General features: G+C 64.6%; 22 protein-coding genes and 1 other RNA gene. 5 read left to right on the forward strand and 18 right to left on the reverse strand.

Annotation, left to right across the window (positions count from 1 at the left end):
- Window positions 1-19: 19 nt before the first annotated feature.
- The 15 genes from METFAM1_RS0108075 to gyrA form a co-directional block, all read right to left on the reverse strand.
- Window positions 20-2,029: a hypothetical protein gene (locus METFAM1_RS0108075; RefSeq protein WP_027491031.1), complete on the reverse strand. Its 2,010-nt coding sequence runs from the start codon at window positions 2,027-2,029 to the stop codon at window positions 20-22.
- Entirely contained in the window at window positions 2,013-2,915 is a 903-nt protein-coding gene (gene cysM, locus METFAM1_RS0108080) for a cysteine synthase CysM (RefSeq protein WP_019919101.1), read from the reverse strand. The genes METFAM1_RS0108075 and cysM overlap by 17 nt, the downstream gene beginning before the upstream one ends.
- 27 nt (window positions 2,916-2,942) lie before the next feature.
- Complete coding sequence (locus METFAM1_RS0108085) at window positions 2,943-3,650, reverse strand: ComEA family DNA-binding protein (protein WP_019919102.1); 708 nt, start codon at window positions 3,648-3,650, stop codon at window positions 2,943-2,945.
- A 37-nt stretch (window positions 3,651-3,687) separates the two neighbouring features.
- A complete protein-coding gene (gene rfaE1, locus METFAM1_RS0108090; RefSeq protein ID WP_019919103.1) occupies window positions 3,688-4,638 on the reverse strand; it encodes a D-glycero-beta-D-manno-heptose-7-phosphate kinase in 951 nt (316 codons plus the stop codon).
- A 19-nt stretch (window positions 4,639-4,657) separates the two neighbouring features.
- Window positions 4,658-5,833 carry a lipopolysaccharide assembly protein LapB gene (gene lapB, locus METFAM1_RS0108095; protein ID WP_019919104.1) on the reverse strand — a complete coding sequence of 392 codons (1,176 nt, stop codon included), beginning with the start codon at window positions 5,831-5,833 and terminating at the stop codon, window positions 4,658-4,660.
- 12 nt (window positions 5,834-5,845) lie between these two features.
- Entirely contained in the window at window positions 5,846-6,082 is a 237-nt protein-coding gene (locus METFAM1_RS0108100) for a LapA family protein (RefSeq protein WP_019919105.1), read from the reverse strand.
- An 11-nt stretch (window positions 6,083-6,093) separates the two neighbouring features.
- On the reverse strand, window positions 6,094-6,399 hold the full coding sequence (locus METFAM1_RS0108105; protein ID WP_019919106.1) for an integration host factor subunit beta: 306 nt from the start codon (window positions 6,397-6,399) through the stop codon (window positions 6,094-6,096).
- A 97-nt stretch (window positions 6,400-6,496) separates the two neighbouring features.
- Window positions 6,497-8,203: a 30S ribosomal protein S1 gene (gene rpsA, locus METFAM1_RS0108110; protein ID WP_024300568.1), complete on the reverse strand. Its 1,707-nt coding sequence runs from the start codon at window positions 8,201-8,203 to the stop codon at window positions 6,497-6,499.
- 121 nt (window positions 8,204-8,324) lie between these two features.
- Window positions 8,325-8,990: a (d)CMP kinase gene (gene cmk / locus METFAM1_RS0108115; RefSeq protein WP_029644330.1), complete on the reverse strand. Its 666-nt coding sequence runs from the start codon at window positions 8,988-8,990 to the stop codon at window positions 8,325-8,327.
- Complete coding sequence (gene aroA / locus METFAM1_RS0108120; protein ID WP_027491033.1) at window positions 8,987-10,282, reverse strand: 3-phosphoshikimate 1-carboxyvinyltransferase; 1,296 nt, start codon at window positions 10,280-10,282, stop codon at window positions 8,987-8,989. The genes cmk and aroA overlap by 4 nt, the downstream gene beginning before the upstream one ends.
- 36 nt (window positions 10,283-10,318) lie before the next feature.
- A complete protein-coding gene (locus tag METFAM1_RS0108125) occupies window positions 10,319-11,197 on the reverse strand; it encodes a prephenate dehydrogenase (RefSeq protein ID WP_019919108.1) in 879 nt (292 codons plus the stop codon).
- Entirely contained in the window at window positions 11,194-12,291 is a 1,098-nt protein-coding gene (hisC, locus tag METFAM1_RS0108130; protein ID WP_019919109.1) for a histidinol-phosphate transaminase, read from the reverse strand. The genes METFAM1_RS0108125 and hisC overlap by 4 nt, the downstream gene beginning before the upstream one ends.
- Window positions 12,288-13,388 carry a prephenate dehydratase gene (gene pheA, locus METFAM1_RS0108135; protein WP_019919110.1) on the reverse strand — a complete coding sequence of 367 codons (1,101 nt, stop codon included), beginning with the start codon at window positions 13,386-13,388 and terminating at the stop codon, window positions 12,288-12,290. The genes hisC and pheA overlap by 4 nt, the downstream gene beginning before the upstream one ends.
- Window positions 13,389-14,474, reverse strand: coding sequence for a 3-phosphoserine/phosphohydroxythreonine transaminase (gene serC, locus METFAM1_RS0108140; RefSeq protein WP_019919111.1), 1,086 nt, complete (start codon window positions 14,472-14,474; stop codon window positions 13,389-13,391).
- A gap of 8 nt (window positions 14,475-14,482) precedes the next feature.
- Window positions 14,483-17,092, reverse strand: a complete 2,610-nt coding sequence (gene gyrA, locus METFAM1_RS0108145) for a DNA gyrase subunit A (protein WP_019919112.1) — start codon at window positions 17,090-17,092, stop codon at window positions 14,483-14,485.
- Window positions 17,093-17,270: 178 nt separating this feature from the next.
- Between gyrA and METFAM1_RS0108150 the strand changes: the two genes are divergently transcribed.
- The 5 genes from METFAM1_RS0108150 to ssrA all read left to right on the forward strand — a co-directional run bounded on the left by METFAM1_RS0108150 (window position 17,271) and on the right by ssrA (window position 21,372).
- A complete protein-coding gene (locus tag METFAM1_RS0108150) occupies window positions 17,271-18,602 on the forward strand; it encodes a TRZ/ATZ family hydrolase (RefSeq protein ID WP_019919113.1) in 1,332 nt (443 codons plus the stop codon).
- A gap of 140 nt (window positions 18,603-18,742) precedes the next feature.
- Window positions 18,743-19,486: an OmpA family protein gene (locus METFAM1_RS0108155; protein ID WP_019919114.1), complete on the forward strand. Its 744-nt coding sequence runs from the start codon at window positions 18,743-18,745 to the stop codon at window positions 19,484-19,486.
- A gap of 132 nt (window positions 19,487-19,618) precedes the next feature.
- Window positions 19,619-20,326 carry a bifunctional 2-polyprenyl-6-hydroxyphenol methylase/3-demethylubiquinol 3-O-methyltransferase UbiG gene (gene ubiG / locus METFAM1_RS0108160; RefSeq protein ID WP_019919115.1) on the forward strand — a complete coding sequence of 236 codons (708 nt, stop codon included), beginning with the start codon at window positions 19,619-19,621 and terminating at the stop codon, window positions 20,324-20,326.
- Window positions 20,319-20,978, forward strand: coding sequence for an HAD-IA family hydrolase (locus METFAM1_RS0108165; RefSeq protein WP_019919116.1), 660 nt, complete (start codon window positions 20,319-20,321; stop codon window positions 20,976-20,978). Before ubiG ends, METFAM1_RS0108165 begins: the two co-directional genes overlap by 8 nt.
- A gap of 31 nt (window positions 20,979-21,009) precedes the next feature.
- Window positions 21,010-21,372, forward strand: a transfer-messenger RNA (tmRNA) gene (ssrA, locus tag METFAM1_RS20580).
- A 223-nt stretch (window positions 21,373-21,595) separates the two neighbouring features.
- Here ssrA and METFAM1_RS0108170 read toward each other — a convergent pair.
- The 3 genes from METFAM1_RS0108170 to METFAM1_RS0108180 are packed head-to-tail and all read right to left on the reverse strand — an operon-like array spanning window position 21,596 to window position 26,645.
- Entirely contained in the window at window positions 21,596-22,897 is a 1,302-nt protein-coding gene (locus tag METFAM1_RS0108170) for a TniQ family protein (RefSeq protein WP_027491034.1), read from the reverse strand.
- Window positions 22,894-23,934 (reverse strand): TniB family NTP-binding protein, encoded by a 1,041-nt coding sequence (locus METFAM1_RS0108175; protein ID WP_024300572.1) that lies wholly within the window; start codon window positions 23,932-23,934, stop codon window positions 22,894-22,896. Before METFAM1_RS0108175 ends, METFAM1_RS0108170 begins: the two co-directional genes overlap by 4 nt.
- A gap of 8 nt (window positions 23,935-23,942) precedes the next feature.
- Window positions 23,943-26,645 carry a TnsB C-terminal domain-containing protein gene (locus METFAM1_RS0108180; RefSeq protein WP_024300573.1) on the reverse strand — a complete coding sequence of 901 codons (2,703 nt, stop codon included), beginning with the start codon at window positions 26,643-26,645 and terminating at the stop codon, window positions 23,943-23,945.
- Between the last annotated feature and the right edge of the window lie 38 nt (window positions 26,646-26,683).

Genomic DNA, 26,683 nt, shown 5'->3' on the forward strand with positions numbered 1-26,683 from the left:
CTTGTCATCGTGTCTCCATTCATTTGACGACCGGCTTTGCGTCGGTCACCCGCCGCAGTCGCTCGATCAGCTCCGGCCAGTCGACGCGCCGATTGTAGCCAACCACGCTGAGCGCCGGGATGCCGCCGCCCTCGATCAGCATGAATCCGTCGCCGCGCGGCGCGATGCCGTCCATATTGCACACCCCGTCGCGCAGCACGCAGGACAGGCCGATCCGGCGATAGCCGAAGCGCTCGAAGAAACCGAGGAAGCTGCGCTGTATCGCCGCCGCCGCACCCGGCCCGCCGAGCGCGGTAATGTTCTGCACCGCTCTCTGGCTGATCACGCGCGGATAGTCACCCTCACTCGACCGTATGTGCGCAGCGAAGGCCACGGGCCGCCAGCGCAACAGTTCCAGCCCCTTCACGTCGCCGTCGAGACGGCCGGTGACGCGGCCGAACTTCACCGTGTCGGTCAGCGCCTCCAGATCGATGTAACGCATCTGGAGGTCGGCAAGAACACGCGGCGTCGTCCCTAGGGGTTCGATGACGCGCAGCCCGGTGGCGGCAACATAGCCGTCGAACACGCGGATCAGCAATTGACCGTCCAGTGAGAGCACGCCGTCGCGCCAACTCACGTGCGGCACACTGGCACCCAGGCTGCCTGCCATGCGCGGCAGGCCCAGCGCTTCGCTCAGTTCCGGCATCGACACCGGTTCCAGATCAAAGGACAGATCGCCGCGCCAGCGGCCGTCGGCCCTTTGGAAATCGAGCAGATTGAGTCGCAGCCCGGCATCGAGCACCGGGATGCGCACCGGTTCAAGCGACACCCGGTCGGCCGCCACGCTTGCTTTCAGTTCGAAGGCGCCGAAGGGCAAGCGGTCGAAGTGCGCCGACTTGACCACTGCGTGCGGCTCGGTCGGCTCATCGCGCCGCCACGGAAGAAACGCGGTCACGCCGTCGAGCGACCAGCGCCCCGACTTGTCGGCGACCGCCGCATTGGTCAGGTGCAGCGTCGCAGCCGTCGCTCCCTGTGGGTCGAACTCGGCGACAAGGTCGGCGCGGCCGGCCGCTGCGAAGGTCGACCAGCCGCGCGCGGCGAACAGCGGCTCGACAAAGCGCGTGTTCAGCGCGTCGAGATCGAACGAACGACCCTCGACGCGCGCGCGCGTCAGCGTTGCCGGCGACCGCGCGAAGAGCGCCTCCAGGTTCAGCCGCCCGACGCCGGCCAGATCCAGCGTGCCGGCGCGCAGTTCAAGGCCGCCGGCCGTCAGCGCGAAGTCGCTCGCCAGCGTCGTTCCGCCGCCTTTAAGGTAAATGCTGTCCCACAGCAGTTCGCCGGCCCGCCAGTCAATCGAGGCGCGACCGAGCCAGTCCTCACCCTGCCGGGTGGCGTCAAGAGCGAGCGCGAGCGACATGCCCTCGGCGGCACGCAGGCCGTCAGCCGACGCGAATCGTGCATCGGTCAGCAGCAGACTCGCCTCGACATGCGGGGATCGGGCGGCACCGAAATCCTTCAGCACGGCTTCGATGTCGGCGCGCCCCGCCGGCGCATAGTCCTTCAGCAAGGACTGCAGCGCGGGCTCGAGCGCGAGCAGGCGGGCGATATCAACCGCCTTTGCCTGCAGCGCCAGATGCGGACTCGCGCCAGCCAGCGCGCCGCCGACCGTGACACGCAGGTCCGGCGAGAAGCGGACATTCGCGTCGAGCACCCGTTGCGCACCACGCACCGAAAACTCGAGCGGCCACGGGCCATAGCCGCGCGCGCGCAGCACCCCACCGCGACAGCGCTGTTCGGGCAAGGCGGAAAAATCCGCGCAGTCGAGCTGCACCTGCTGCAGCGTGTGCCCGGCGATCTGCGCCCGCGCCGCACGGACGCGCGCACGGCCACCGTCCAGCGCCGTCGCCTCGACGTGCACGTCGTCCAGCGTGATGGCCGCCGCCGACAGCCGGTCGAAGCGAAGCTCGAACGCGGCACCGGCGGCAAGCGGCATCGCCGCCAGCGTCAGCGCAAGAAGGAAGCCCCGCAGGCGATCAGGAAGGGAAGACACCCGTGGAGAGGTAGCGGTCGCCGCGGTCGCACACGATGCTGACGATGGTCGCATTCTCGACCTCGGCCGCGATGCGCAACGCGACGACCATCGCGCCGCCTGAGCTGATGCCAGCGCAGATGCCCTCTTCACGCGCCAGGCGGCGGGTCATTTCCTCGGCGTCGTGCTGGCCGACGTACTCCAGCCGATCGACACGGCTACGGTCGTAGATCTTCGGCAGATAGGCCTCGGGCCACTTGCGTATGCCCGGAATCTGCGCGCCCTCTTCCGGCTGGCAGCCGATGATCTGGATCGCCGGGTTCTGCGATTTCAGATAGGTCGAGGTGCCCATGATGGTGCCGGTGGTGCCCATCGAACTGACGAAGTGGGTGACACGCCCGTCGGTGTCACGCCAGATCTCCGGCCCTGTTCCTTCGATGTGCGCGCGCGGATTGTCGCTGTTGCCGAACTGGTCGAGGATGACGCCGCGGCCTTCGTCGCGCAGTTTCTCGGCCGTATCGCGCGCCAGTTCCATGCTGCCTTCCTTCGCCGTCAGCACCAGTTCTGCGCCATAGGCGGCCATGCTCTGACGACGCTCGATGCTCTGGTTCTCCGGCATCACCAGAATCATCCTGTAGCCGCGCATGGCCGCAACCATCGCCAGCGCGATGCCGGTGTTGCCACTGGTCGCCTCGATCAGCGTATCGCCCGGCTTGATGTCGCCGCGCTCCTCCGCGCGCTTGATCATGGACAGCGCCGGCCTGTCCTTGACCGAACCGGCCGGGTTATTGCCTTCCAGCTTCGCCAGGATGACGTTGCCGCGACGGTCGTTGTCGGCGCCCGGAATGCGCTGCAGGCGCACCAGCGGCGTATTGCCGACGAAATCTTCGAGAGTCTTGTATTGCATGGCTGCCTTGGAGTCGGTGAGGCCGTCTCAGCGCGAGCCGGCCGGTTTGGGTGGCGCGCCCGCCGGCTTTGGCGGCGCGGACGATGGAGCATCTGCTGCAGTGTCGGCCGATGCGGCAGACGACTGGGCGGGCGCACTGCTGCCCGCCGGCCGGGGCGGCGCACCGGCCGGTCGCGCCGGCGGTGCCGAGACGTCACCCGACGTGGCGTGCGTCGCGCCACCCGCCGGACGCGGCGGCGGCGAGGATGAGGCGGGTTTCGGTGCGCTGCCGGCGGCAGGTCTGGCGGGCGGCACAGGCGCTTCGGGCACAGATACCGGCACCTGTGCAGGCGCCTGCGGCGTGCCGCGCCGGCGCATCAGTACGAAAGCGAGCGCTGCGCCGACGGCAATGACTGCCACGATCCACCAGGGAAAACCGCCGGACGGGGCCGGCGCGGCTTGCGGAGCTGCGGGCACGTTGGCACGCGGCGCGACGGATGCCGACGTGCCCGCGCCAACGACCAGCAGCGGCTTCAGTTCGGCAAAGGTCTTGTCACCGATGCCCTTCACGTTGCGCAGTTCGTCCACCGAGGTGAAGGGGCCGTTCTTCGTGCGGTGCTCGATGATGGCCTGCGCGCGACTCGGCCCGACGCCGGGCAATGCGTCGAGTTCGGCTTCCGTGGCACTGTTGAGGTCGAGTACCGCAAAAGCGGGCGCGGCAAGCAGGCACAGCAGCATGCAGAACAGGCGACGCATGACGACTCCCGGAAGGATGACCGTGGAAGGATACCGCTCAGATGGCGCCGTGGCGCAGGTCGGCGGCGAGTTCATCGAGCCCGCACACGGCGGTTCCCAGCTTGCCGACCACGATGCCAGCCGCGCGATTGGCCAGTCGCATTGCATCGACCTGCGAGCAACCGCTGGCCATCATGACCGCCATCGCGGCGATCACCGTGTCGCCGGCACCGCTGACGTCGTACACCTCGCGCGCCAGCGCGCGCTCGTGCGTCACACCTTCGGCAGCGTAGAGACTCATACCCGCGTCGGAGCGCGTGAGCAGCAACGCCCCCAGCCCCAGTTCATCGCGCAGCGCGGTGGCGCGGCGCGCCAGATCGTCGTCGTCGGCCCAGCTGCCGACCACTTCGCGCAGTTCGCTGCGGTTGGGCTTGAGCAGCGTGGCGCCAGCGTAGCGCGTGTAGTCGTCGCCCTTGGGGTCGACCAGCACCGGCTTTCCGGCCGCACGCGCGATGTCCATCATGTCGCGGATGTCCGCCAGCGCGCCCTTGCCGTAGTCGGACAGGATGACCACGTCGACGTCCTTCACGCGGCGCGCGAACTCGTCGAGCTTGGCACACAGCACCTCGCGCGCCGGCGCGCTCTCGAAATCGATGCGCAGCAACTGCTGCTGGCGGCCGATCACCCGCAGTTTGATCGTGGTGTCGAGCTGCGGATCTTCGTGCAGGCTGGCCGCGATATGTGCGGCCTTCATCTGCGCGCGCAGGGTGCGACCGGCGTCGTCGGCGCCGACCACCGACAGCAGGCTCACCTTCGCACCGAGTGCCGCGCAGTTGCGTGCCACGTTGGCCGCACCGCCCGGTCTTTCCTCGACGCGGTCGATCTTCACCACCGGCACCGGCGCTTCGGGAGAGATGCGCTGCACGTCGCCGAACCAGTAGCGGTCCAGCATCACGTCGCCAGCGACCAGGATGCGCGCGTTGCGGGTATCGGGAAGCGTCAGGCTCATGCGGTGCTCGGTGCGTTGATCAGGGCGTCAGGTCGAATTCTTCGGTGCGCTTGGGCGGATAGGTTTCCCAGCCGCCGCAGGCCGGGCAGCGCCAGTGGAACTGGCGCGCCTTGAAGCCGCAGCTGTCGCAACGGTAGCGCGCCACGCGCCGCGTGTGCGCGTGGATGATGTTCTTCATCAGATCGGAATCGGTGCGCGCCTCCGGCGGCAGCGTCTGCAACTGCGCCTCCAGCAGCTTGTCCAGACCAAGCAGGGTGGGATTGCGGCGCAACTCCTCGCGCACCAGCGTCAGCGCGCCGGCCGGGCCTTCGGCGTCGAGTTCCTCCTTGAACACGACGTCGAGCAGATCGAGCGATGCGTGCCGCTCCAGATAACTCTTCAGCAGCGTGATGCCCTGACGCTCGCGTCCGAGCTTGCGGTAGGCGTCGGCCATGCGCGAGGCCACCAGCGCCAGATAGACCGGATTCTGCTGCTCGATGCGCTGCCAGTGTTCGATCGCCTCTTCCCACTTCTGCTCAGCGGCGGCTGCATCACCGAGCAGCATCAATGCGCGCACGCACTTGCGGTGCGTGGCCAGCGCCTCGCCGAGCAGGGTCCGCGCGTCGCCCATGCGGGACTGCGCCAGCGCCTGTGTGGCGAGTTCGCACAGAAACTGCGCGATGTCCTTCTGCGCGCGGTGCGATTCGTTCTCCGGCAGCGCGCGGGCGACGTCGATCGCCTTGTGCCATTCCTTTTCCTGCTGGTAGATATCCAGCAGGTGATGCAGGGCCTCGATATCGACCGCACTGCCGCGCAGGCCGACGAATGCCTCCTCTGCGCGGTCCAGCAGTCCGGCCTTGAGGAAGTCGAGACCCAGTTCGAGGCGAGCATTCAGCCGCTGTTCGGCCCGCGCGTCCTCGCGGGCGGCGAGCGCCTGATGGATCTGGATCGCACGATCGGTTTCACCGCGGCGGCGGAACAGATTGCCGAGCGCAAATTGCAGCTCCACGGTCTGCGGGTCCTTGCTCGTCGCCTCGATGAAGGAGTCGATCGCGCGGTCCGGCTGTTCGTTCAGCAGGAAATTCAGACCGGCGAAGTAGGAGCGCGGCAGCGCGCGCGACTCGCGCACCAAATGCCGGATGTCGATGCGCGCGGCAAGCCAGCCCAGCCCGAAGAAGAGCGGCAGGGCCAGGAGCCACCAAAGTTCTATTTCCATGTGGGAAGGGGATCAGTCGGCGGTCGGCGATTGTCCGTCGTGCGCGGCGCGACTGCGCGCCAGCGACCACCCGGCCAGTGTGCCCAGCAGGGCGCCGAAGAAGAACAGGGCGAGCAGTACGAGAGACAACTCCACGCGCCACTCGTGTCCGAAGAAGAAGCGCACCGTCACCGGATCACTGTTGCGGGCCGCGAGGCCGAGCAGCAACAGGAAGACGACGATGCGCAGCAGCCAGTTAAGTATCGCCATTGCGGCGGATGTCAGGCCACGAGGCCTGCGGTGTTCAGCGCGTTGTCGACGCGCTCGCGCAGTTCCTTGCCCGCCTTGAAATGCGGTACCCGCTTCTCGGGCACCATGACCTTCTCGCCCGACTTCGGGTTGCGGCCCACGCGCGGCGGGCGATGGTTCAGCGAAAAGCTGCCGAAACCGCGGATTTCGATCCGATCGCCGCGCACCAGCGCTGCGGTCATTTCATCGAGGATCATCTTCACGGCGTAATCGGCGTCCTTGGCGACCAGTTGCGGGAAGCGGGTGGCCAACCGGGTGATCAGTTCGGATTTGGTCATGACGTATCAGATGAGCGATTTCAACCTTGCCGGGTGATGACAAGACAACGCCGCCCGCAGGCGGCGTTGTCACGTGAACACCGATCGTGCGAGACGATCAGGAGTTCTTCAGCTTCGCCTTCAGCAGCGCGCCCAGATTGGTCGTACCGCTGCTGGCGGAGGTGCCTTCAGCCTGGATCTTCTGGATGGCGTCGTTCTGTTCAGCCTGATCCTTCGCACGCACCGACAGCGTGATCGAACGGGTCTTGCGGTCCAGATTGACGATCATCGCCTCGACTTCGTCGCCGACATTGAGGATGGTCGTCAGGTCTTCGACGCGGTCACGCGAAGCTTCCGAGGCGCGCAGGTAGCCCTCGACATCCTCGTTCAGCGCGATCACGGCGCCCTTGGCATCCACCGTCTTCACGGTGCCGCGGACGACGCTGTTCTTGTCGTGGGTGGCGATGAAGTTGGTGAAGGGGTCTCCATCCATCTGCTTGACGCCGAGCGAGATGCGCTCGCGCTCGACATCGATCGACAGCACGACGGCCTCGACTTCGTCGCCCTTCTTGTAGTTGCGCACGGCTTCTTCGCCGGGCAGCGACCACGACAGGTCGGACAGGTGAACCAGGCCATCGATGGCGCCGGTCAGGCCGATGAACACGCCGAAGTCGGTGATCGACTTGATCTGACCGCGGACCTTGTCGCCCTTCTTGTGGTTCATCGAGAAGTCTTCCCACGGATTCGGCATGCACTGCTTCATGCCCAGCGAAATCCGGCGACGGTCTTCGTCGATTTCCAGAATCATCACTTCGACCTCGTCGCCCAGCTGGACAACCTTGGTCGGGTGGATGTTCTTGTTGGTCCAGTCCATTTCGGACACGTGGACCAGGCCTTCGATGCCCTGCTCGATTTCGACGAATGCGCCGTAATCGGTCAGGTTGGTCACCTTGCCGAACAGGCGGGTGCCCTGCGGGTAGCGGCGCGAGATGCCGACCCACGGATCTTCGCCCAGCTGTTTGAGGCCCAGCGACACGCGGTTCTTCTCGGCGTCGAACTTGAGCACCTTGGCTTCGACTTCGTCACCGACCGCCAGCACTTCCGACGGGTGACGCACGCGGCGCCAGGCCAGATCGGTGATGTGCAGCAGGCCGTCGATACCACCGAGGTCGACGAACGCGCCGTAGTCGGTGATGTTCTTGACGATACCCTTGACGACGGTGCCTTCCTTGAGGTTCTCGAGCAGCTTCTCGCGCTCTTCACCGGCGGTCAGTTCGAGCACGGCGCGACGCGACACAACGACGTTGTTGCGCTTGCGGTCGAGCTTGATGACCTTGAATTCGAATTCCTTGTTTTCGTACGGCGTGGTGTCCTTGACCGGACGCAGGTCGACCAGCGAACCCGGCAGGAAGGCGCGGATGCCGTTGGTCATGACGGTCAGACCACCCTTGACCTTGCCCGACACCAGACCCTTGACGATGGAGCCATCGCCCAGTGCCTTTTCCAGTTCGTTCCATGCGGCGATGCGCTTGGCCTTGTCGCGGGACAGGCGGGTTTCACCGTAGCCGTCCTCGAGCATTTCGATTGCAACGCTGACGTAATCGCCGGGGGCGACCGTCAGTTCACCGCGATCGGTGCGGAATTCGTCGATCGAGATGTAGCTTTCCGACTTCAGGCCGGCATTGACGACGACGAAATTCTGATCCACGCGCATGACTTCGGCGGTGATGACTTCACCGGCGCGCATTTCCTGGCGCGTGAGGCTTTCCTCGAACAGCGCGGCAAAACTTTCCATGGAGTCGGACGACTGGGCAACTTGGGACATTGGCAAAAGCCGCTTGCGCGGCAACGGGTTAGGTATGAACACAGCAGGGAGCGACTTGCTCGCCCCGTGCGCCTTGGACTGCCGACGTGCATCCGGAACCATCCGGAAGCGAACACGCCATTCAGCCCGCTTTCACTTTTTCCCACGCGTCCAGCACGAACTGGACGGCGGCATCCGCGGTCATCGAACTGGTATCGAGCAGAATGGCATCGGGCAATTGCACCAGTGGCGCATGTGTCCGGTTGCGATCCCGCTCGTCCCGTTCCCGCAAATCTTGCGAAAGACTTTCCAGACTAGCAGAAACACCTTTTTCGATCAACTGCTTATAGCGGCGTTCGGCGCGAATCTCGACGCTGGCGGTCAGGAATACCTTCAGGCGGGCATCCGGAAACACCACCGAACCCATGTCGCGGCCGTCGCCGACCAGCCCCGGCGGCTGCCGGAAGGCGCGCTGGCGCTCGAGCAGCGCGGCTCGCACCGCGCCATAGACGGCCACCTTCGAGGCGCCAACCGACGCCGCCTCGCTGCGCATCGCGTCCGACACCTCTTCGCCGGCCAGCCAGGTTGAGCCGTCAGCGAAGCGCACATCGAGCGCCGCGGCGAGTTTTCCGAGCGCCGGCTCGTCGTCGAGCGCCACGCCGGCGCGCATCGCCGCCACCGCGGTCAGGCGGTAGAGCGCGCCGCTGTCCAGCAGGTGAAATCCCAGTGCCGCCGCAACGCGCGCGGCGACCGTACCTTTGCCGGAGGCCGACGGGCCGTCGATTGCAATGACCGGAACGTCGTTCATGCCGCCACCTCCGACCAGCGCTTGAAGTAATCGGGGAAGGTCTTGGCCACGCAGCCCGGGTCCATGATGCGCACCGGCACACCACCCAGCGTAGCGAGCGAGAAGCACATCGCCATCCGGTGATCGTCGTAGGTGTCGATGGCAGCACCCGGCGTCAGGGTCGCCGGCGGGGTGATGGCGAGATAATCGGCGCCCTCCTCGACAACGGCGCCCAGCTTGCGCAGTTCGATCGCCATCGCGGAAATGCGGTCGGTTTCCTTGACCCGCCAGCTGGCGATATTGCGCAGCCGGCTCGGGCCGTCGGCGAACAGCGCGCAGATGGCCAGCGTCATCGCGGCATCCGGAATGTGATTCAGATCGAGATCGAAGGCGCGCAGACGACCGCCCTCGGGCGCGCGCGCCTCGATCCAGTTCGGGCCCATCGCCACCACGGCGCCCAGCTGTTCGAGTGCCTGCGCGAAGGCGACATCGCCCTGCACCGAGTCGCGACCGACGCCCTCGACACGCATCGGGCCTCCGCCGATGGCGCCTGCGGCAAGGAAATACGACGCGGACGACGCGTCGCCCTCGACGAAGCACTCGCCGGGCGACACGTAACGTGCGCCGGCCGGCAGATTGATCGCCGCCCAGCCCTCACGCTCGGCGTTGACGCCGAACTGGCGCATCAGCGCCAGCGTGATGTCGACGTAGGGCTTGGAAATCAGCTCGCCCTCGACCTCGATGCGCACGGCGCGCCCAATCAGCGGCAAGGCCATCAGCAGCCCGGTCAGGAACTGGCTGGACACATCGCCGCGCACGCGCACCACCGGCACGTCGTTGATCTGCGCCGGATGGATGCGCAAGGGCGGAAAGCCGTCATTGCCCTCGTAGTCGATGCGGGCACCGACCTGGCGCAGCGCGTCGACCAGATCGCCGATCGGCCGCTCATGCATGCGCGGCACGCCGTGCAGCCGGTACTCGCCGCCCATCAGCGCCAGCACGGCGGTGAGCGGACGGAAGGCGGTACCGGCATTGCCGAGGAACAGATCCGCCTTCTTGACCGGGAAACGACCACCGGTGCCACTGATGACGTAGTCGTCGCCACCGGCATGGCGCCAGTCCACGGACAGCGTGCGCAGCGCGTCGAGCATGCGATCGACGTCGTCCGACGACAGCAGGTCGTGCAGCAGCGTATCGCCCTCGGCCAGTGCGGCCAGCAGCAGCGCGCGGTTGGAAATGCTCTTGGAGCCGGGAAGCCGCAGCGTGCCGCGGGCGGACGATACGGGCGGGAGGTCGAGGAATTCGGTCTTCATCGTGTTCGGACGGCGCCGGGGCGCCTCATGTTGTGTTCAGCCCTGGCGTTGCGCCCAGGCGGTACGTGCTTCGCGCGCGGTGCCGATCAGCACTTCGAGGCCGGCGGCGTCACCGGATTCAATCAGTGCGCGGTAGCGTGCAAGTTCTGTTTCGTAGGCACTCAGTTCTGTCAGCAGCGCTTCGCGATTGGCGAAGAAGATGTCGCGCCACATTTCCGGATGACTGGCGGCGATGCGGGTGAAATCGCGAAAACCGCCGCCCGCAAGGTTGAAGATCTCCTCGGCGTTCGGACGCGCAGCCAGTTCCGACACCAGCGCGAAGGACAGCAGATGCGGCAGATGGCTGACCGACGCCAGCCAGCGGTCGTGGTGCTCCGGCGTGGTGACCGTCAGCAGTGCGCCGCAGGCCAGCCAGGCCTGGCGCACCAGTTCGATGGCCGCGCCGCCGTTCTCGGCCAGCGGCGTCAGCACGACGCGGCGCCGTTCGTACAGATCGGCACGCGCCGCCTGGGGTCCACTCTTCTCGGCACCGGCGATCGGATGCCCGGGCACGAACTGACCCACACGGTCGCCGAAGCAGCGGCGGGCCGCCACGACGACGTCGCCCTTGGTGCTGCCGGCATCGGTGACCACGGTATGCGGCGACAGGTGGGGCAGCATCGCCGACATGACCGCGTCCATCTGGCCGACCGGCATCGCCAGCAGCACCAGGTCGGCGCCCGCGAGCGCCGCGGCCCAGTCGGATTCGGCGCGATCGATCAGGCCGAGCTCCAGCGCTTCGCGCTTGCTCTCGGCACTGCGGCCGACACCGACGATTTCCCCGACCTGGCCGGCACGGCGCAGTGCAGCGGCAAAGGAGCCGCCGATCAGGCCGACGCCGACGACGACCAGACGTCCGATCAGCGGTGCGCTCACGCCAGCGCCTTCTTCAGTGCGTCGATGAAGCGTGCGTTCTCGGCTTCGAGGCCGATCGACACCCGCAGCCACTCGGGCATCGCATAGCCGGCAATCGGCCGCACGATGACGCCCTGCTCCAGCAGCCGGCGGTTGACGGCTGCACCGTCACCGGCGCGGAAGGCGATGAAGTTGCCGTAGGAGCGGATGTAGCCGATGCCAGCCGCGTCGAAGAAGGCTTCCATCTGCTTCAGGCCGGCCGCGTTCAGTTCGGCCGAGCGGCGCACGAAGTCCTGGTCCGCCAATGCGGCGACGGCAGCCGCCAGACCGACGTTGGTGACGTTGAAGGGCTGACGCACCCGATTGAGCAGGTCTATCACGTCCGGCTGGCCAATGCCATAGCCAACGCGCAGACCGGCCAGACCATAGGCCTTGGAGAAGGTGCGCGACACCAGCAGGTTCGGGTAACGCTCGAGCCAGCGGGCGCTGTCGTAGGCGAGATGTGAAGGCAGGTACTCGCTGTAGGCCTCGTCCAGCACCACCAGCACGTCGCGCGGCACGGCGGCGACAAAACGCTCCAGCGCGCCGGCCTCGATGAAAGTACCGGTCGGATTGTTCGGGTTGGCGATGAACACCACGCGCGTGTCGTCGCGGATGGCCGCGCGCATCGCGTCGAGATCGCAGCCATAGTCGAGCGCCGGCACTTCGATGCCGGTGGCACCGGCCGCCAGCGTGGCCAGCGGATAGACGGCGAAGGCATGCTTCGAATAGACGGCGCTGCTGCCCGGGCCGAGCAGCGCGCGGGCGACCATTTCGAGAATGTCGTTCGAACCGTTGCCGAGCACGATCTGGTTCATCGCGACATCGTGATGACGCGACACGGCCTGCTTCAGGTCGAAACCGTTGCCATCCGGATAGCGCGGCACTTCGGCAATCGCCGCCACCGCGGCCGCCCTGGCCTTGTCGCTCATGCCGAGCGGATTCTCGTTGGACGCCAGCTTGACGATGCCGGCCTCGTCCAGCGCCATCTCTCGGGCCAGCTCGGAAATCGGCTTGCCCGGCTGGTAAGGGGAAATCGAACGGATGTGCGCCGAAGCGCGATCGAAGACGCTCATGAACTGCTCACGGAAACGGGGTAGGAACCGAGCACCTTCAACGAACCGGCCTCGGCACGGATGCGTGAGAGTGCTTCGCTCACCGCGGGTTCGCTCTGGTGACCTTCGATATCGACATAGAACACGTACTGCCAGCCACCGTTGCCAAAGCCGCGCACCGGCCGCGACTGCAGCTTGGTCATGCTGACGCCCTGCTCGGCCAGCGGTTGAAGCAGACGCACGACAGCGCCCGACTTGTTCTGCACGGTGAAGATCATCGAGGTCTTGTCGCGTCCGGACGGGCCGGCATCGTGTTCGCCGATCACCAGGAAGCGCGTCGTATTGGCTGGATCGTCCTCGATGTTCGCCGCCAGTATCTTCAGGCCATATGCAGCCGCAGCCGCTTCACCGGCGATCGCCGCGGCACGCTCTTCCTCCGAGGCGCGGATCGCCGCCTCGGCGTTGCTGGCCACCGCGATGACCGGCACGCCAGGCAGGTTGCGGTTCAGCCACTCGTGGCACTGCGCCAGCGACTGCGCGTGCGAATAGACGCAACGGATGTCCTTCAGCGGCGTGTCGCGCGTCATCAGGTTCTGCTCGACACGCAACATCACTTCGCCGCACACCATCTGTGTCGTGCTGAGCAGCATGTCCAGCGTGCGACCGACCGCACCCTCAGTCGAATTCTCGACCGGCACGACGCCGTAGGACGCATTGCCCGACTCGACCGCGCGGAACACGTCATCGATCGTGGCGTGCGGCATGAAGGTCGGGGCGGAACCGAAATGACGGCGCGCCGCGCTCTCCGAGAAGGTGCCGACCGGTCCCAGAAAAGCGACCGTCAGCGGCTGCTCCAGCGCCAGACAGACCGACATGATTTCGCGGAACACGGTCTTCACCGCCTGCGGCGGCAGCGGGCCCGGATTGTCGTCTGCCAGCCGACGCAGCACCTGCGCCTCGCGCTCCGGGCGGTAAATGTTGCCATGCTTGATTTCGCCGATGCGGTGCGCGTGCCGCGCCCGCTCGGAAATGAGCTGCAGCACCTGGGTGTCGATCGCATCGATGGCGTCGCGCAGTTTCAGTAGTTCGTCGTTCGAGCTCGGATCGGAGGCCATCATTCAACCGTGTCTGCGTTCAAATTCAGTCATGTACTCGGCCAGCTCGCGCGCGCCGTCGAGCGGCATCGCGTTGTAAAGCGAGGCGCGGATGCCGCCGGTCGCACGGTGGCCCTTCAGGTTCAGCAAACCGCGCCGACGCGCACCGTCGAGAAAACGTGTCTCCAGCCGCGGCTCGCGCAGGAAGAAGGGCACGTTCATGCGCGAGCGCGAAGCCGGCTGGATACGGTTCGTGTACAACTGCGAGGCGTTCAGCACGTCGTAGATGCACTTCGCCTTCGCTGCGCTGCGGCGCGCCATCTCGATTACGCCGCCTTCCTTCTTCACATGCTCGAACACCAGGCCTGCCACCCAGATGGCAAAGGCCGCGGGCGTGTTGTACATCGAATCCCATTCGACGTGACGCGCGTAGTTCATCACCGACGGCACGCTACTGCGCACGCGGCCGAGCAGGTCGTCACGGATGATGACGATGGCCAGGCCTGCGGGACCGATGTTCTTCTGCGCGCCGGCGTAGATCAGGCCGAAACGCGCGACGTCGAGCGGCTGCGACAGGATGTTGGACGACATGTCGGCCACCAGCGGCACGTCTCCGGTGTCCGGATAGTCGGCAAACTCGACGCCGCCTATCGTTTCATTGGCGCAGATGTGCACATAGGCCGCGGCCGGGTCGAGCTGCCAGCCGGCGCGCTCGGGTACGCGATCGAATTCGCTGGCGGCGGCACTCGCCGCAATGCGCACGTTCACCAGCGAGGTCGCCTCGGCCATCGCCTTGTCCGACCAGTAGCCGGTGTGGATGTAGTCCGCACTCTGCCCCGGCTGCGCGAGATTGAGCGGCACCATCGCGAAATGCGGTGTGGCGCCGCCGTGCAGGAACAGGATGTGGTGCGTTTCAGGCACCGCCAGCAGTTCACGCAGATCAGCCTTGGCGCGGGCGTGAATGTCGGCGAAGTGCTCGCTGCGATGACCCAGCTCCATCGCGGAGTAGCCCTCGCCGCGGAAGTTCTGCCACTCGCGCGCGATACGTTCGATCACTGCGTCCGGCATCATGGCCGGACCGGCTCCGAAGTTGTACGCGCGCGCACGCATCGCCCTTCCTATTCCTCGCCCTCGCCGGCTGCGGCGTCCGCGTCGGTATCGATGTCGGCATCCGCTTCGGCGTCCTGCTCGCTGTCGCTCTCGATCACCTTCTCCAGGCCGGCCAGCAAGGTGCCGTCGTCGAGGTTGATCAGCGTGACGCCCTGGGTTGAGCGTCCCATTTCACGGATGTCCACCACCTTGGTGCGGATGAGCACGCCACCGGTCGAGATCAGCATGATTTCGTCGGTCGGCTCGACCAGCACCGCACCGACCACGCCGCCGTTGCGCTCGCTGGTCTGGATGGCAATGACGCCCTTCGTGCCGCGGCCGTGCTTCGGGTACTCGGTGACCCGGGTGCGCTTGCCAAAGCCGTTCTCGGTCGCAGTCAGCACACTCAGCTCGTCGTTCTTCGAAACCAGCATGCAGATCACGCTCTGACCGTCCTCCAGCATCATGCCGCGCACGCCGCGCGCGGTACGGCCCATCGGGCGCACGTCGGCCTCGGCGAAGCGCACCGCCTTGCCGGCGTCGGAGAACAACATGATGTCGTCCGAGCCATCGGTGATCGCCACGCCGATCAGCGCGTCACCCTCGTCGAGGTCGACGGCGATGATGCCTGCCTTGCGCGGGTTGCCGAAGTCGGCCAACGGCGTCTTCTTCACGGTGCCACGACCCGTCGCCATGAAGATGTAGTGATCTTCGTCGAACTCCTTGACCGGAAGTACCGCGGTGATCTTCTCGCCCTCGAACAGCGGGAACAGATTCACGATGGGCTTGCCGCGCGAATTGCGCGACCCCTCCGGCACCTCATAGACCTTCAGCCAATAGACACGGCCGCGGTTCGAGAAACACAGGATGTAGTCGTGCGTGTTGGCGACGAAGAGCTGGTCGACGAAATCGTCTTCCTTCACCGCCGCCGCCTGCTTGCCGCGCCCGCCGCGCTTCTGCGAACGGTAATCGGCCAGCGGCTGGCGCTTGAAGTAGCCCCCGTGGGACAGCGTGACCACCATGTCCTGCTGCGCGATCAGGTCCTCGATGCCGAGATCCTGCGTGTGCACGATGATTTCCGACTTGCGGCCGTCGGCGAACTGTTCGCGGATCTGGCGCATTTCGTCGGAGATGATCCAGTTGATCCGCTCCGGGCGAGCCAGGATGTCGAGCAGGTCGATGATCTGTTCGATCACCTCCTTGTACTCCGACATGATCTTTTCCTGCTCCAGCCCGGTCAGGCGCGCGAGCTGCATGTCGAGAATGGCCTTGGCCTGCGCGTCCGACATGCGGTAGCCGTCGGCAAAGGAGCCGAATGCGGCATCCAGCCCGTCCGGACGGAAGGATTCGGCGCCAGCGCGGGCCAGCATTTCATCGACCAGCGGCGACTTCCAGGCGCGGTCCATCAGCGCCACCTGCGCTTCAGCACGCGAAGCCGAGGCCTTGATCAGCGCGATGATTTCGTCGATGTTGGACAGCGCAACGGCCAGACCTTCCAGCACGTGACCGCGTTCGCGCGCCTTGCGCAGTTCGAACACGGTGCGGCGGGTGATCACCTCGCGGCGGTGCGACAGGAAGCAGTCCAGCATGTCGCGCAGGTTCAGCAGGCGCGGACGGCCGTCGACCAGCGCCACCATGTTCATGCCGAAGGTGTCCTGAAGCTGGGTCAGCTTGTACAGGTTGTTCAGAATGACTTCCGGCACCTCGCCGCGCTTCAGCTCGATCACCACGCGCATACCGGATTTGTCCGACTCGTCGCGGATGTCGGAGATACCCTCGACCTTCTTCTCGTTCACCAGCTCGGCGATGCGCTCGAGCAGGGTTTTCTTGTTCACCTGGTACGGCAGTTCGTCGACGATGATGGCCTGACGGTTGCCGCGGTCGATGTCCTCGAAGTGGGTGCGTGCACGCATCACGACACGGCCACGGCCGGTCAGATAGCCCTCGCGCACACCGGACAGCCCGTAAATCAGGCCGCTGGTCGGGAAATCGGGCGCCTGCACGATGTCGATCAGCTGTTCGATCGTCGTTTCCGGCTCTTTCAGCAGCAACTGGCAGGCGTCGAGCACCTCGCCAAGATTGTGCGGCGGGATGTTGGTCGCCATGCCGACCGCGATGCCGGCGCTGCCGTTGATCAGCAGATTGGGGATGCGACTGGGCAGAACCAGCGGTTCCTGCTCCTTGCCGTCGTAGTTCGGTCCGAAATCGACGGTTTCCTTGTCGATGTCGGCCAGCAGTTCGGCCGCGATCTTGTCCAGACGGCACTCGGTGTAACGCATTGCCGCGGCGTTGTCGCCGTCGACCGAACCGAAGTTGCCCTGACCGTCGATCAGCGTGTAGCGCAGCGAGAAGTCCTGCGCCATCCGCACCAGCGTGTCGTAGATCGCCGAATCGCCGTGCGGGTGATACTTACCCATCACGTCACCGACCACGCGCGCGCACTTCACATAAGGGCGGCTGTGCGTGATGTTCGCTTCGTGCATCGCGAACAGCACACGTCGATGCACGGGTTTCAGGCCGTCGCGCACATCGGGCAGCGCGCGGCCGACGATCACGCTCATCGCGTAATCGAGATAGGAGTGCCGCATTTCGTCTTCGAGCGAAATGGGCAGTGTTTCCTTGGCAAAAGATGTGGTCATCGGGGGATCGGGCGGACGTCGGCTGTCTGTTGAAATGAACCCGGCGCATTGAAAACCGCCGGTTTGTTCAGCCAAACCGCAAGTTTAACATGCGCTTGCATCGTCCTCGGGGCCCCTCAGCGGGCAGCCGCCGGACTACACTGCGCCACCTGAATCAGACCAGCCGAATCCGTCCGCCATGCAGAGCCACGAAGCCCAGACCGACATCGACCTGCTGATCGAGGCCCGCTGGGTCATCCCGGTCGAGCCGGCCGGCGTGGTACTCGAACATCACGCCGTTGCCGTGCAGGACGGGCGGATCGCCGATCTGCTGCCGTCGGACGAGGCGCGCCGCCGCTACCGGCCGCGCACGCTGCGTACGCTCGGCGAGCACGTGCTCATCCCCGGCCTGATAAACCTGCACGCTCACGCCGCGATGAACCTGCTGCGTGGCTACGCCGACGACCAGCCACTGATGCGCTGGCTGACCGAGCACATCTGGCCGGCCGAACAGAAGCACGTGAGCCACGATTTCGTGCGCGACGGCACGCTGCTCGCCTGCGCCGAAATGCTGCGCGGCGGCGTCACCACCTTCAGCGACATGTACTTCTTCCCGGATGCAGCGGCCGAGGCGGCGCTCGAGGCTGGCATGCGCGCCGCACTGGGCATCGTCGTACTGGAATTCCCGAGCGCTTGGGCGGCCGATGCCGACCAGTACCTCAGCAAGGGCCTGGCCGTGCGCGATCGCTTCAAGCACGAGGCGCTGCTTCACTTCACGCTGGCGCCGCACGCGCCCTACACGGTTTCAGACGCCACTTTCGAACGCGTCCGCACAATGGCCGAGCAACTGGATCTGCCAGTCCATATGCACATCCACGAAACCGCCGACGAGATCGAACAAGGCATCGCACAACACGGCGTGCGTCCGCTCGAGCGGCTGCGCCGGCTCGGCCTCGTCGGCCCCAACCTGATCGCCGTCCATTCAGTACACCTGACCGACGACGACATCGCCCTGCTCGCCCGCGAGGGCGCCAGCGTTGCGCATTGCCCGACGTCGAACATGAAGCTGGCCAGCGGCGCAAGCCCGACCGCCGCGCTGACTGCGGCCGGCGTCAATATCGGGTTGGGCACCGACGGTGCCGCCAGCAACAACAGGCTGGACATGTTTCAGGAGATGCGCCACGCTGGCCTGCTGGCAAAGCTCACCTCTGGCGACGCCGCCGCGCTTGCAGCCGGCCACCTGTTGCACATGGCAACACTGGGCGGCGCGCGCGCGCTGGGCCTTGATGCTGAAACGGGTTCCATCGCCACCGGCAAGAGTGCAGACCTGTGTGCGGTCAGCCTCGACGACGCAGCGACGCGACCGTGCTACTCACCCGTATCGCATCTTGTCTATGCTGCCGGCCGGGAACACGTGACCGATGTATGGGTCGCAGGGGAAGCGCGCGTGGAGAATGGAAGCTTGTTGCACCTGCACAACAACGATTTGAAGGCACGCGCGCGCCTGTGGCAAAATCAGGTGGCTCTATAACGGCTTGCGGCCTTGTTTTCATGCATCGCTGCCCGGCAATACCACAGTGGTACGTGGGTTTGCCGCCAGTTTTGCCTGTCAGGTCCAAGACAGGCGGGCAGGCCGGTTGACAACCGCTTCAAGTTTTATAAGAGGGGATCATGCTCAAACAACTGACGCAAAAACCGCTGCTCATCGCCCTGCTGGCCGCCACGGCCGGTTTCGCCTCCAACGTGTCGGCCATGGAAGACATCAAGGTCGACCCGGCAATGAAGGCCCACATTCCCTACGTGATCGACTCGCGTGGCGTCGTCGCCCGCAGCGCCAACGGCCTGTGCTGGAGAACCGGTTACTGGACGCCGGCCTACGCTGCCTCGATCCCGGAAGTTGGTTGCGCCTGCGACAAGGATCTGCTGCCGAAGGACGTCTGCGAGAAGCCGGCTCCTGCCGCCGCCCCGGCGCCGAAGGCTGCCGAGCCGGCTCCGGCCCCCGCTCCGGCTCCGAAGCCCGCCGCCCAGAAGGTGACCCTGTCGGCTGACGCCCTGTTCGATTTCGACAAGGCCACGCTGCGTCCGGAAGGCAAGTCCAAGATCGACGACGCCGTCAGCAAGCTGAGCTCGATCGACCTGGAAGTCATCATCGCCGTTGGCCACGCCGACCGCATCGGCAAGGACAAGTACAACCAGACCCTGTCGGAAAAGCGCGCTGCTGCCGTCAAGGACTACCTGGTGAGCAAGGGCGTTGAAGCCAACCGCGTCTACACCGAAGGCAAGGGCGAAGCCCAGCCGGTGACCGGCGACAGCTGCATGAAGATGGGCAAGGAACACCGCAGCAACAAGAAGCTGGTGGACTGCCTGCAGCCGGATCGTCGCGTTGAAATCGAGATCATCGGTACCCAGAAGTAATCGGGTTCCCGATCTCGTCAAAAGCCCTGCATTCGTGCAGGGCTTTTTTTCGCCCGTCGCCAACCGGATAGCGGCATTACTATCGCTACCCCGGTGGTGAAACCTCGCGCACGCCAGACTGTCCTTTCGCTCATGACGACACATCAGAACGCCGATCCGCTCGAACTCGAGAAATTTTCGGAGCTCGCCCACCGTTGGTGGGATCCGGAATCCGAGTTCAAGCCGCTGCACGACATCAATCCCTTGCGGCTGGACTGGATAGACCGCTGTGTCGGCCTCACCGGCAAGCGTGTACTCGACGTCGGCTGCGGCGGCGGCATCCTCGCCGAGAGCATGGCAGTGCGGGGGGCCAGCGTGACCGGGATCGATCTCGGCGAGAAGGCGCTGTCAGTCGCGCGCCTGCACCTGCTGGAAAGCGGGAATCGTGTCGAATACCTGCTCGAATCTGCCGAGGACCATGCCCGCGCGCGCGCCGGGCAGTACGACGTGGTGACCTGCATGGAAATGCTGGAGCACGTGCCCGATCCTGCCAGCATCGTGCGCGCCTGCGCGAGCCTCGTTCGGCCGGGTGGCACGGTGTTCTTCTCGACGCTGAACCGCAATCCCAAATCGTGGCTGTTCGCGGTGATCGGCGCCGAGTACGTGCTGCGCCTGCTGCCACGCGGCACCCATGAGTACGAAAAGATGATCAAGCCGTCGGAACTGGCGCGCGACGCGCGCGACGCCGGCCTGCGCGAAGCTGAACTGATGGGCATGAGCTACAACCCGTTCACCAAGGTCTACTCGCTCGGCAAGGACACTGCGGTCAATTACCTGATGCGGTGTGTACGCGATGAATGAGCCGCGCACACGCGGCGTGCTGTTCGATCTGGACGGCACGCTGGCCGACACTGCGCCCGATCTCGGCGGCGCACTGAACCGCCTGCGCATCGAACGCGGTCTGCCCGAGCTTCCTGCAGACACTCTGCGCCCGCACACTTCCGCGGGTGCCCGCGGCCTGATCGGCGCAGGTTTCGGCGTGACCCCGGATGATGCTGGCTACGCAGAACTGGCCGACCGATTCCTGACGCTCTACGCGTCCGCGATCTGCGTCCATACCCGGCTGTTCGACGGCATGGGCGAAGTACTGACCCGGTTAGAGCAGGCCGACATCCCGTGGGGCGTGGTGACCAACAAGGCTGCCCGCTTCACCGTGCCGCTGATGCGCGAACTTGGCCTGCACGAGCGTGCCGCGAGCATTGTCAGCGGCGACAGCGTGCCGGTGCCCAAACCCGATCCGGCAGGTTTGCGCCTCGCAGCGAACGAACTGGGCGTCGAGGCCGGGGACTGCATCTATGTCGGTGACGACGAACGCGACATCCAGGCGGCGCGCGCCGCCGGCATGCGCTCGGTGACGGCAGCCTTCGGCTATCTGGGCTGCGCCCGCCACCACAGCGAGTGGGGTGCCGACCACACCATCCATCATCCGCTCGAACTTCTGCCCCTCTTGTAATCGGTCGAGGTGGTACCATCTACCGCTCACTGGGGGCGACCTGGTCTCGACGTGGGTCGCGAAGCAGCGCAGGGCATACCGAGGGTCGGAGTACCTCGTAAATCCAACCGAAAATTAGATAGTCGCCAACGACGAATCTTACGCTCTGGCCGCTTAAGGCCGGACGCTGCACCGACTGATTAGCGGGTCGGGCCGGGCAACCGGTCGCAGCGCCATTAACAGCTAAAGTAAGGGTGCACTCCGCCGCGTGGTGCATCACGAAAATCAAGCGGATCGCCTTTCATCAGCCTGCCGGGTCGGCGGGTGACGGGTTAGATCAAATGGCCAGGCTAAGTATGTAGAACTGTCTGTGTAGGGCTTGCGGACGCGGGTTCGATTCCCGCCGCCTCCACCACCATATCAGGGCTCGGATCTCGTTCCGGGTTGTGCCGTTAAGCATAAAGTGGCCACTTGGTCACTTTATGCTTAATTTCTCGATAGGCCACATTTTGCTTTTTCGGCTTTTTGTGGTAGGCGATTAAGCATCTGAACTGGAACCAGCCCGGCTGGAAGAGGGCTTATGTCCGGACGAAGAAAAGCCGGCTCATGGCCGGCTTTTTCTGTTCGAAATTTGCGCGTCAGTTCGCGTCGAGTTCCTGTTTGATGTTCTGGAGCATATCGAACAGATGTTCGACTGAAGACAGGATGTCGTGCGGTACGCGCGCCTCCAGTTCCCGCAAGGTAATCGCCCTACCCTCCTCAATCAGCGCTCGACACGCCGCCTCGATATATGGGCGTGCCCGAGCCTGCACCTCTTCCCCGCGGCTGCGCACATAGCGTTTCCAGCGCTCACCCAATATCCGCGCCTCCTTGTTCGCCTGCAGGTAGAGATGACGCCGATCCACGTTCAGGCGCTGCGCGGCCTGTGCGACGCTGATCGGCACGGGTAAGGCAGCAAATCGCGTCAGTTCTGCCCGCATGCTCTCCCAGTTCAGCTCTCGGGGTGCCCTTCTGATCCCGACTGATCCCAGATCGAGTTCTCTTTGAGCAATCGCGAAAGGTACCAACCACCCTCCGAGGTCTCCTGCCAGCAGTTTCGGTAACGGCAACCCAACGTGAAGCGCGATGCGAAGACTGGCCTCCAGCGTGGGGACACCGCCAACTTGTACCCAGTGATGCACCGTACCCTTCCCAAGCCCGATGCGGCGAGCGAAAGCGGCACTCCGTCCATGATCGAGACGGGCGACCAGTTCGCCAATTACTGCGCGCAGCCCTTCCCGCGTCGGCTGCATCGACAAGTCGCACTGAGCGCTCAGCAGCAGGCCAACCTGGCGAGCCGTCCAAATGGCCTCAGGCGACACGACTGCTTGAGCCTGGAGAGCGCTGCGGCCTAGGAAAGCTCCGCAATGGGTGCACCAGCCCGGCACCACATAAGTCGCCCGGTGACGGGTGCCAGGGCGGCCGCAGTCAGGACAGACATCCACGAGCGAAGTGTGGTGCTTGTGACATGTCGTCACAGCTGCGATGTCCCAGGCCAAACGGAAGTACGGAGAGGCGCCGCTCCTCCTATCCTCCTCCAGGCAATCGGGACACCACCGCCCGCCTTTGGCTGCCAGTCCGCGCTGGGCGATGACCTGTCGCCATGGCAGCAATGTCAAGCGGTCAAGATGGCCGACACTCGTGAGGGCCGCCAATGCCCCCGCCCATGTCTCCGCCGCTTCGCCCAAGCCACAGAGGTTGCGCTCGTGCCAGTCGAACCCCTCTCGCAACTCGCTACCCATTTGCTTGACCACGATACGAGAGAGCGACGTCACCGAAACGCTGTGGGACAACGCCAGTCGGCAGAAATAGCTGAGCAGGCTCTCTACGTCAGGCGTATTCCAGCCTCGCGGTTCTAGCGCATGCAGGACAGAGCGCGGATTGCGCACGACGCGATTCATGCTGCACCCCGTCTCTGCACCCGGGCGCGCGAAGCCGGCACTTTGAGTGTGTGGCGCGTCAAACCCGCGTTGATCGCAGCCTCCCCCTCCAGGATCTCCTCCAAAATCCGCTGCCGCTGGGCATCGGTGAGCAGCGCTCGCTGCAATGCATCCACCGACCAGCCGCCGGCTTTTTGGGCCAGCATGGCTGCGCGCATCAGCACCGCACTCAGCGTACCCACGCAACCCAAAGTGTTTTCCTGAAGCACCTCAGCGTGCGGCAGCAACTGGTCACCCCACAGCTCGGGCAAAGCAGCTTGGAACTTCAGCACGCAGGCGCGAAATGCTCGCAGATCAGGATCCAGATCCTGACGGTAGCGTTCGAAATGCAGCACATGTGTGCGACGAGCAAGCTGCCCCGAGAGCGAAACCAGTTGGTAAAGATCGTAAGAGCCAATCAGCACCATCTGGGTACCACACTCGTTGGCGAGTGATTTGAGCGTATCGAGTTGGATTTCCAGTCGGTTGCGACGGGTCTGGCGAATGATATGGGCCGCTTCGTCAATGACGAGGAAGCGGGTGCCTCGCTCGCGCAGACCTCGTTCCACTGCCGTACGCAATGCCGCCAAAGTGTTGCGGGAGGCTCCCTTAGGCCACACCGCGCGTCCACTATTCGCATCCACACCAAAAGCGACCTTCGGGAGGTCGAGGTCACCTGCGAGTTGGTCGAGGATGCGCTGGTAGAACGAAGTCCATGAAAAGTCGCTCTCGCCTGAAGCGGGTGCCTGCACATATACAGCGGGGATGACGCCAGCGTTGGCTTCCATCTGCGCCGAGGCGTCCATCAGCGCGGCCTGAACAAACTGGCGCGCGAGGGTGCTCTTACCGACGCCCGTCGGGCCACAGACCAGAAGAATGCTGTCCTGGCTGCCTGGGTAGATCAGTGTGTCAAGTTCGCTCATGACCTGCGCAATCCGGGTGTGCTTGATGCACAGCGAAAGCAGGCTTTGTGCGGAGACGGGTACGGTACTGACGGAAGTGTTTGGTTGATTGGTCATGGTGCGCCTCAAAAGGTATCGAAGTCGGGGAGGTCGTCCGGCGCATCGGCCTCTGGCGGGCGAGCGGACGGTGTGGCTTTAGATGACCTGATACCTGCCGACGGTGTGTCAGCCTGTGGAATGTCCTGAGAGAGGCGGCGTTGCTGAACAGGAGCAACCGGGGTGATGCAGCCCAGCTGCAAAGCGTTGAAGAGGTGCTTGTTTTCTTGCTGGCGCTCCAAGGCAATGGCTAACGCCCCTTCGGGCGTTAAGACCTGCATGAACTCGCGAATACGCTGCGCACTGCCCTCATCATCAAGAGACGTGCCGCTCCTGCGGGTGTATTCCTCGGTGAGTGACCGGCGCTCAAGGTCGGTCAGTTGCCCCAAACCAATGAGGACGCGACAGGTAGCCTGCACCCAGCGGTCCTTCAGCCGGACATACACGGAGGAGGCATCCCAAGGGTCGTAGCGCACCGGAAGATTCCGCCCGGCAACTCGCGGGTCCCGGAACTCTTGGCACCAGTAAAACAACCCAGACACCTTGACGCCGCGCTGGCGATTCACGAGTCGAACGCCCTGCCGGTCGACCGGTGGGCAGGTTGCAATCAAGAAATCCCGATTGAACTGAATCAGCCGTTGCGGGCGGGCGCCGTTCTCCCGCAGCCCACGCTGAAACGCCTCGCGCGGGCTGCAGTCCAGCGCAACGTGTGGCTCTTGATCGTAATACTCGGTCGCCCAGTATTCGAGGCCGAAATACATGGCCTCCAGAGTCCATTCAGCAAAGTTCACGGGCAGGTGCTTTCCGGTGACCATACGTACGTTCTTGGTCGCCTTCGTATTTCCCGCCAAGTTGTGGACGTATTCGCTGTGCACTCGCCCGAAGAGCCGCTCGAGCACTGCCCCATGTCGAGGCTGCCCGGCGGGCCGAAAGCGCAGATGTACGCCCATCACCTGCAGAAAGCTTTCGAACGCGGCTGACATGAAATCTCGCCCGTTGTCGACAACGACGAATTCGGGCAAGCGCCCGAAGCGCCGCACCATGTCGCGTATCACCATCATGACCGAGTGGTACGACGGAGGATCAAAGGTCAGATGCAGCGCAACAATCCGACGCGACCACGCATCGACCGCCAGGGACAGCCACGGGCGCCCCAACGGTTTGCCCGATCTACTCGAAACCAGTTCGATATCAAGTTGTGTGTGATCGATATGGACGTACTGGAAGGGGCGACTGCCATGTGCGGGAGTATCGGCATAAAGCACCTCGACAAATTCACCCTGCTGATAGGCCATGCGCTTGCCGTGGCGAATACGCAGGTCGCCCGAAGTCTCCGCTTGCTTTATGCGCGCTATGAAGGTTGGATAGGAAGGCGTTTTAACCCCGGCTTCTTCACACGCGAGGACGAGCCAGCGATAGCACGCTTTGAAATTGATGGCCTCACTGCTTCGCCATTTGTCCGCAATGACCTCTTGCATGACTTCTTCTTGCCGCTCGATCAGGCGGGGAGATCGATTACCGCGGGCATACGTACGGGGTACCAGCGCCAGCACTTCATGGGCTCCGTTTGCCTGAGCAGCATGCTCACGCGCGCGCCAGCGCCTCTGAGTGCGATCGCTTGCGCCCTTAACTGAGGTCTCGGACTCCAAGATCGCTTTGCGTTGCAAGGCGATATCGAGATCCTCTTTGGTATGGCGTGCGAGATCCAGCGCGAGCGGATTCGTACCGGCTACAGCGGTAATCGAACCTCGCTCAAGAGCAGCCTCGATCCAGACCCGGCTAAGATTGACCGTCGCCCCCGCTTGCCGGGTGCAGACCACGTCCTTTTCGCCCACCAGCGAGATGGTAAGTTCCTGCGACCCGTAGGAGAAACGCGCGCCCTCTGCGATCTCGAAGACAAAACGCTCTTGTCCTGGCACGGCACCGACATGCGTCTCACCCGCCATGAAATCGCGCAATGTCTCGTCACGGTACAGTCGCGCACGCCGCGTGTCCGACAACAAGTCCCTATCCAGATCAGCGACAACCAGGTGATCAGGGATCGCCTTGAGCATTACATCGGCTGAAAACGCTTGGGGGGCCGCCATCAGGAAATCGAGGGTACAGCTGCCGTGTTCAGCAAGAACGGCGGTCAGCCGCTCGACGTCGCTCTGCAAACAGGGTTCTGCGGCCGGGTGACAGTAATCCGCAAGATGGAGAAGATTCTCGACACGCCGGCGGGGAATGGCCTCTTCGCTGTATATGCGGTAAGTGATTCCGAGCTCCGCCAATGCGCGCTCGATCTGAGGGGCTAACCAGCGTCCGTCGGCGTCTCGCTCGTACCGATACGGCTGCTTTTCCGCAAGGCGGGTCAGTTTTTGGACCGACTTCCACTCTTCAAGCGTGATTCCGTCTTCGCGGAGCACAAGGAAGTCCGGGTAATGCCGGATAGTGCGGAGGTCGCCTAAGGCCGGATCGAACAGTTCAAGACGCAGTTCGCAGGGCTGAGCGTAGTACTCAAGGACGCGCGCATCGAATTCGTGGTCCACGGCTGCGGCAAACTCGATATGCCGGCTCTCCGTGCTGATCTCGCAACCCATTTTGCGGCTTGCAAGCACGGTGATGACGTTGCCGCCCCGGGATTTGACCGGTCGTACCGGTGCCTCGATGCGCGCTTTGAGGACAAGTTTTCGCCCCGCATCGGGCGTGCCGAGACGGTCGAACAGTTCTGTGAGGTGTGTGGTATCCAGCATCGCGTCGTCAAATCAGTTCTAGATGTCCACGTCTAGGA

The organism is Methyloversatilis discipulorum (assembly GCF_000527135.1).
In the GTDB taxonomy this organism is placed as follows: domain Bacteria; phylum Pseudomonadota; class Gammaproteobacteria; order Burkholderiales; family Rhodocyclaceae; genus Methyloversatilis; species Methyloversatilis discipulorum.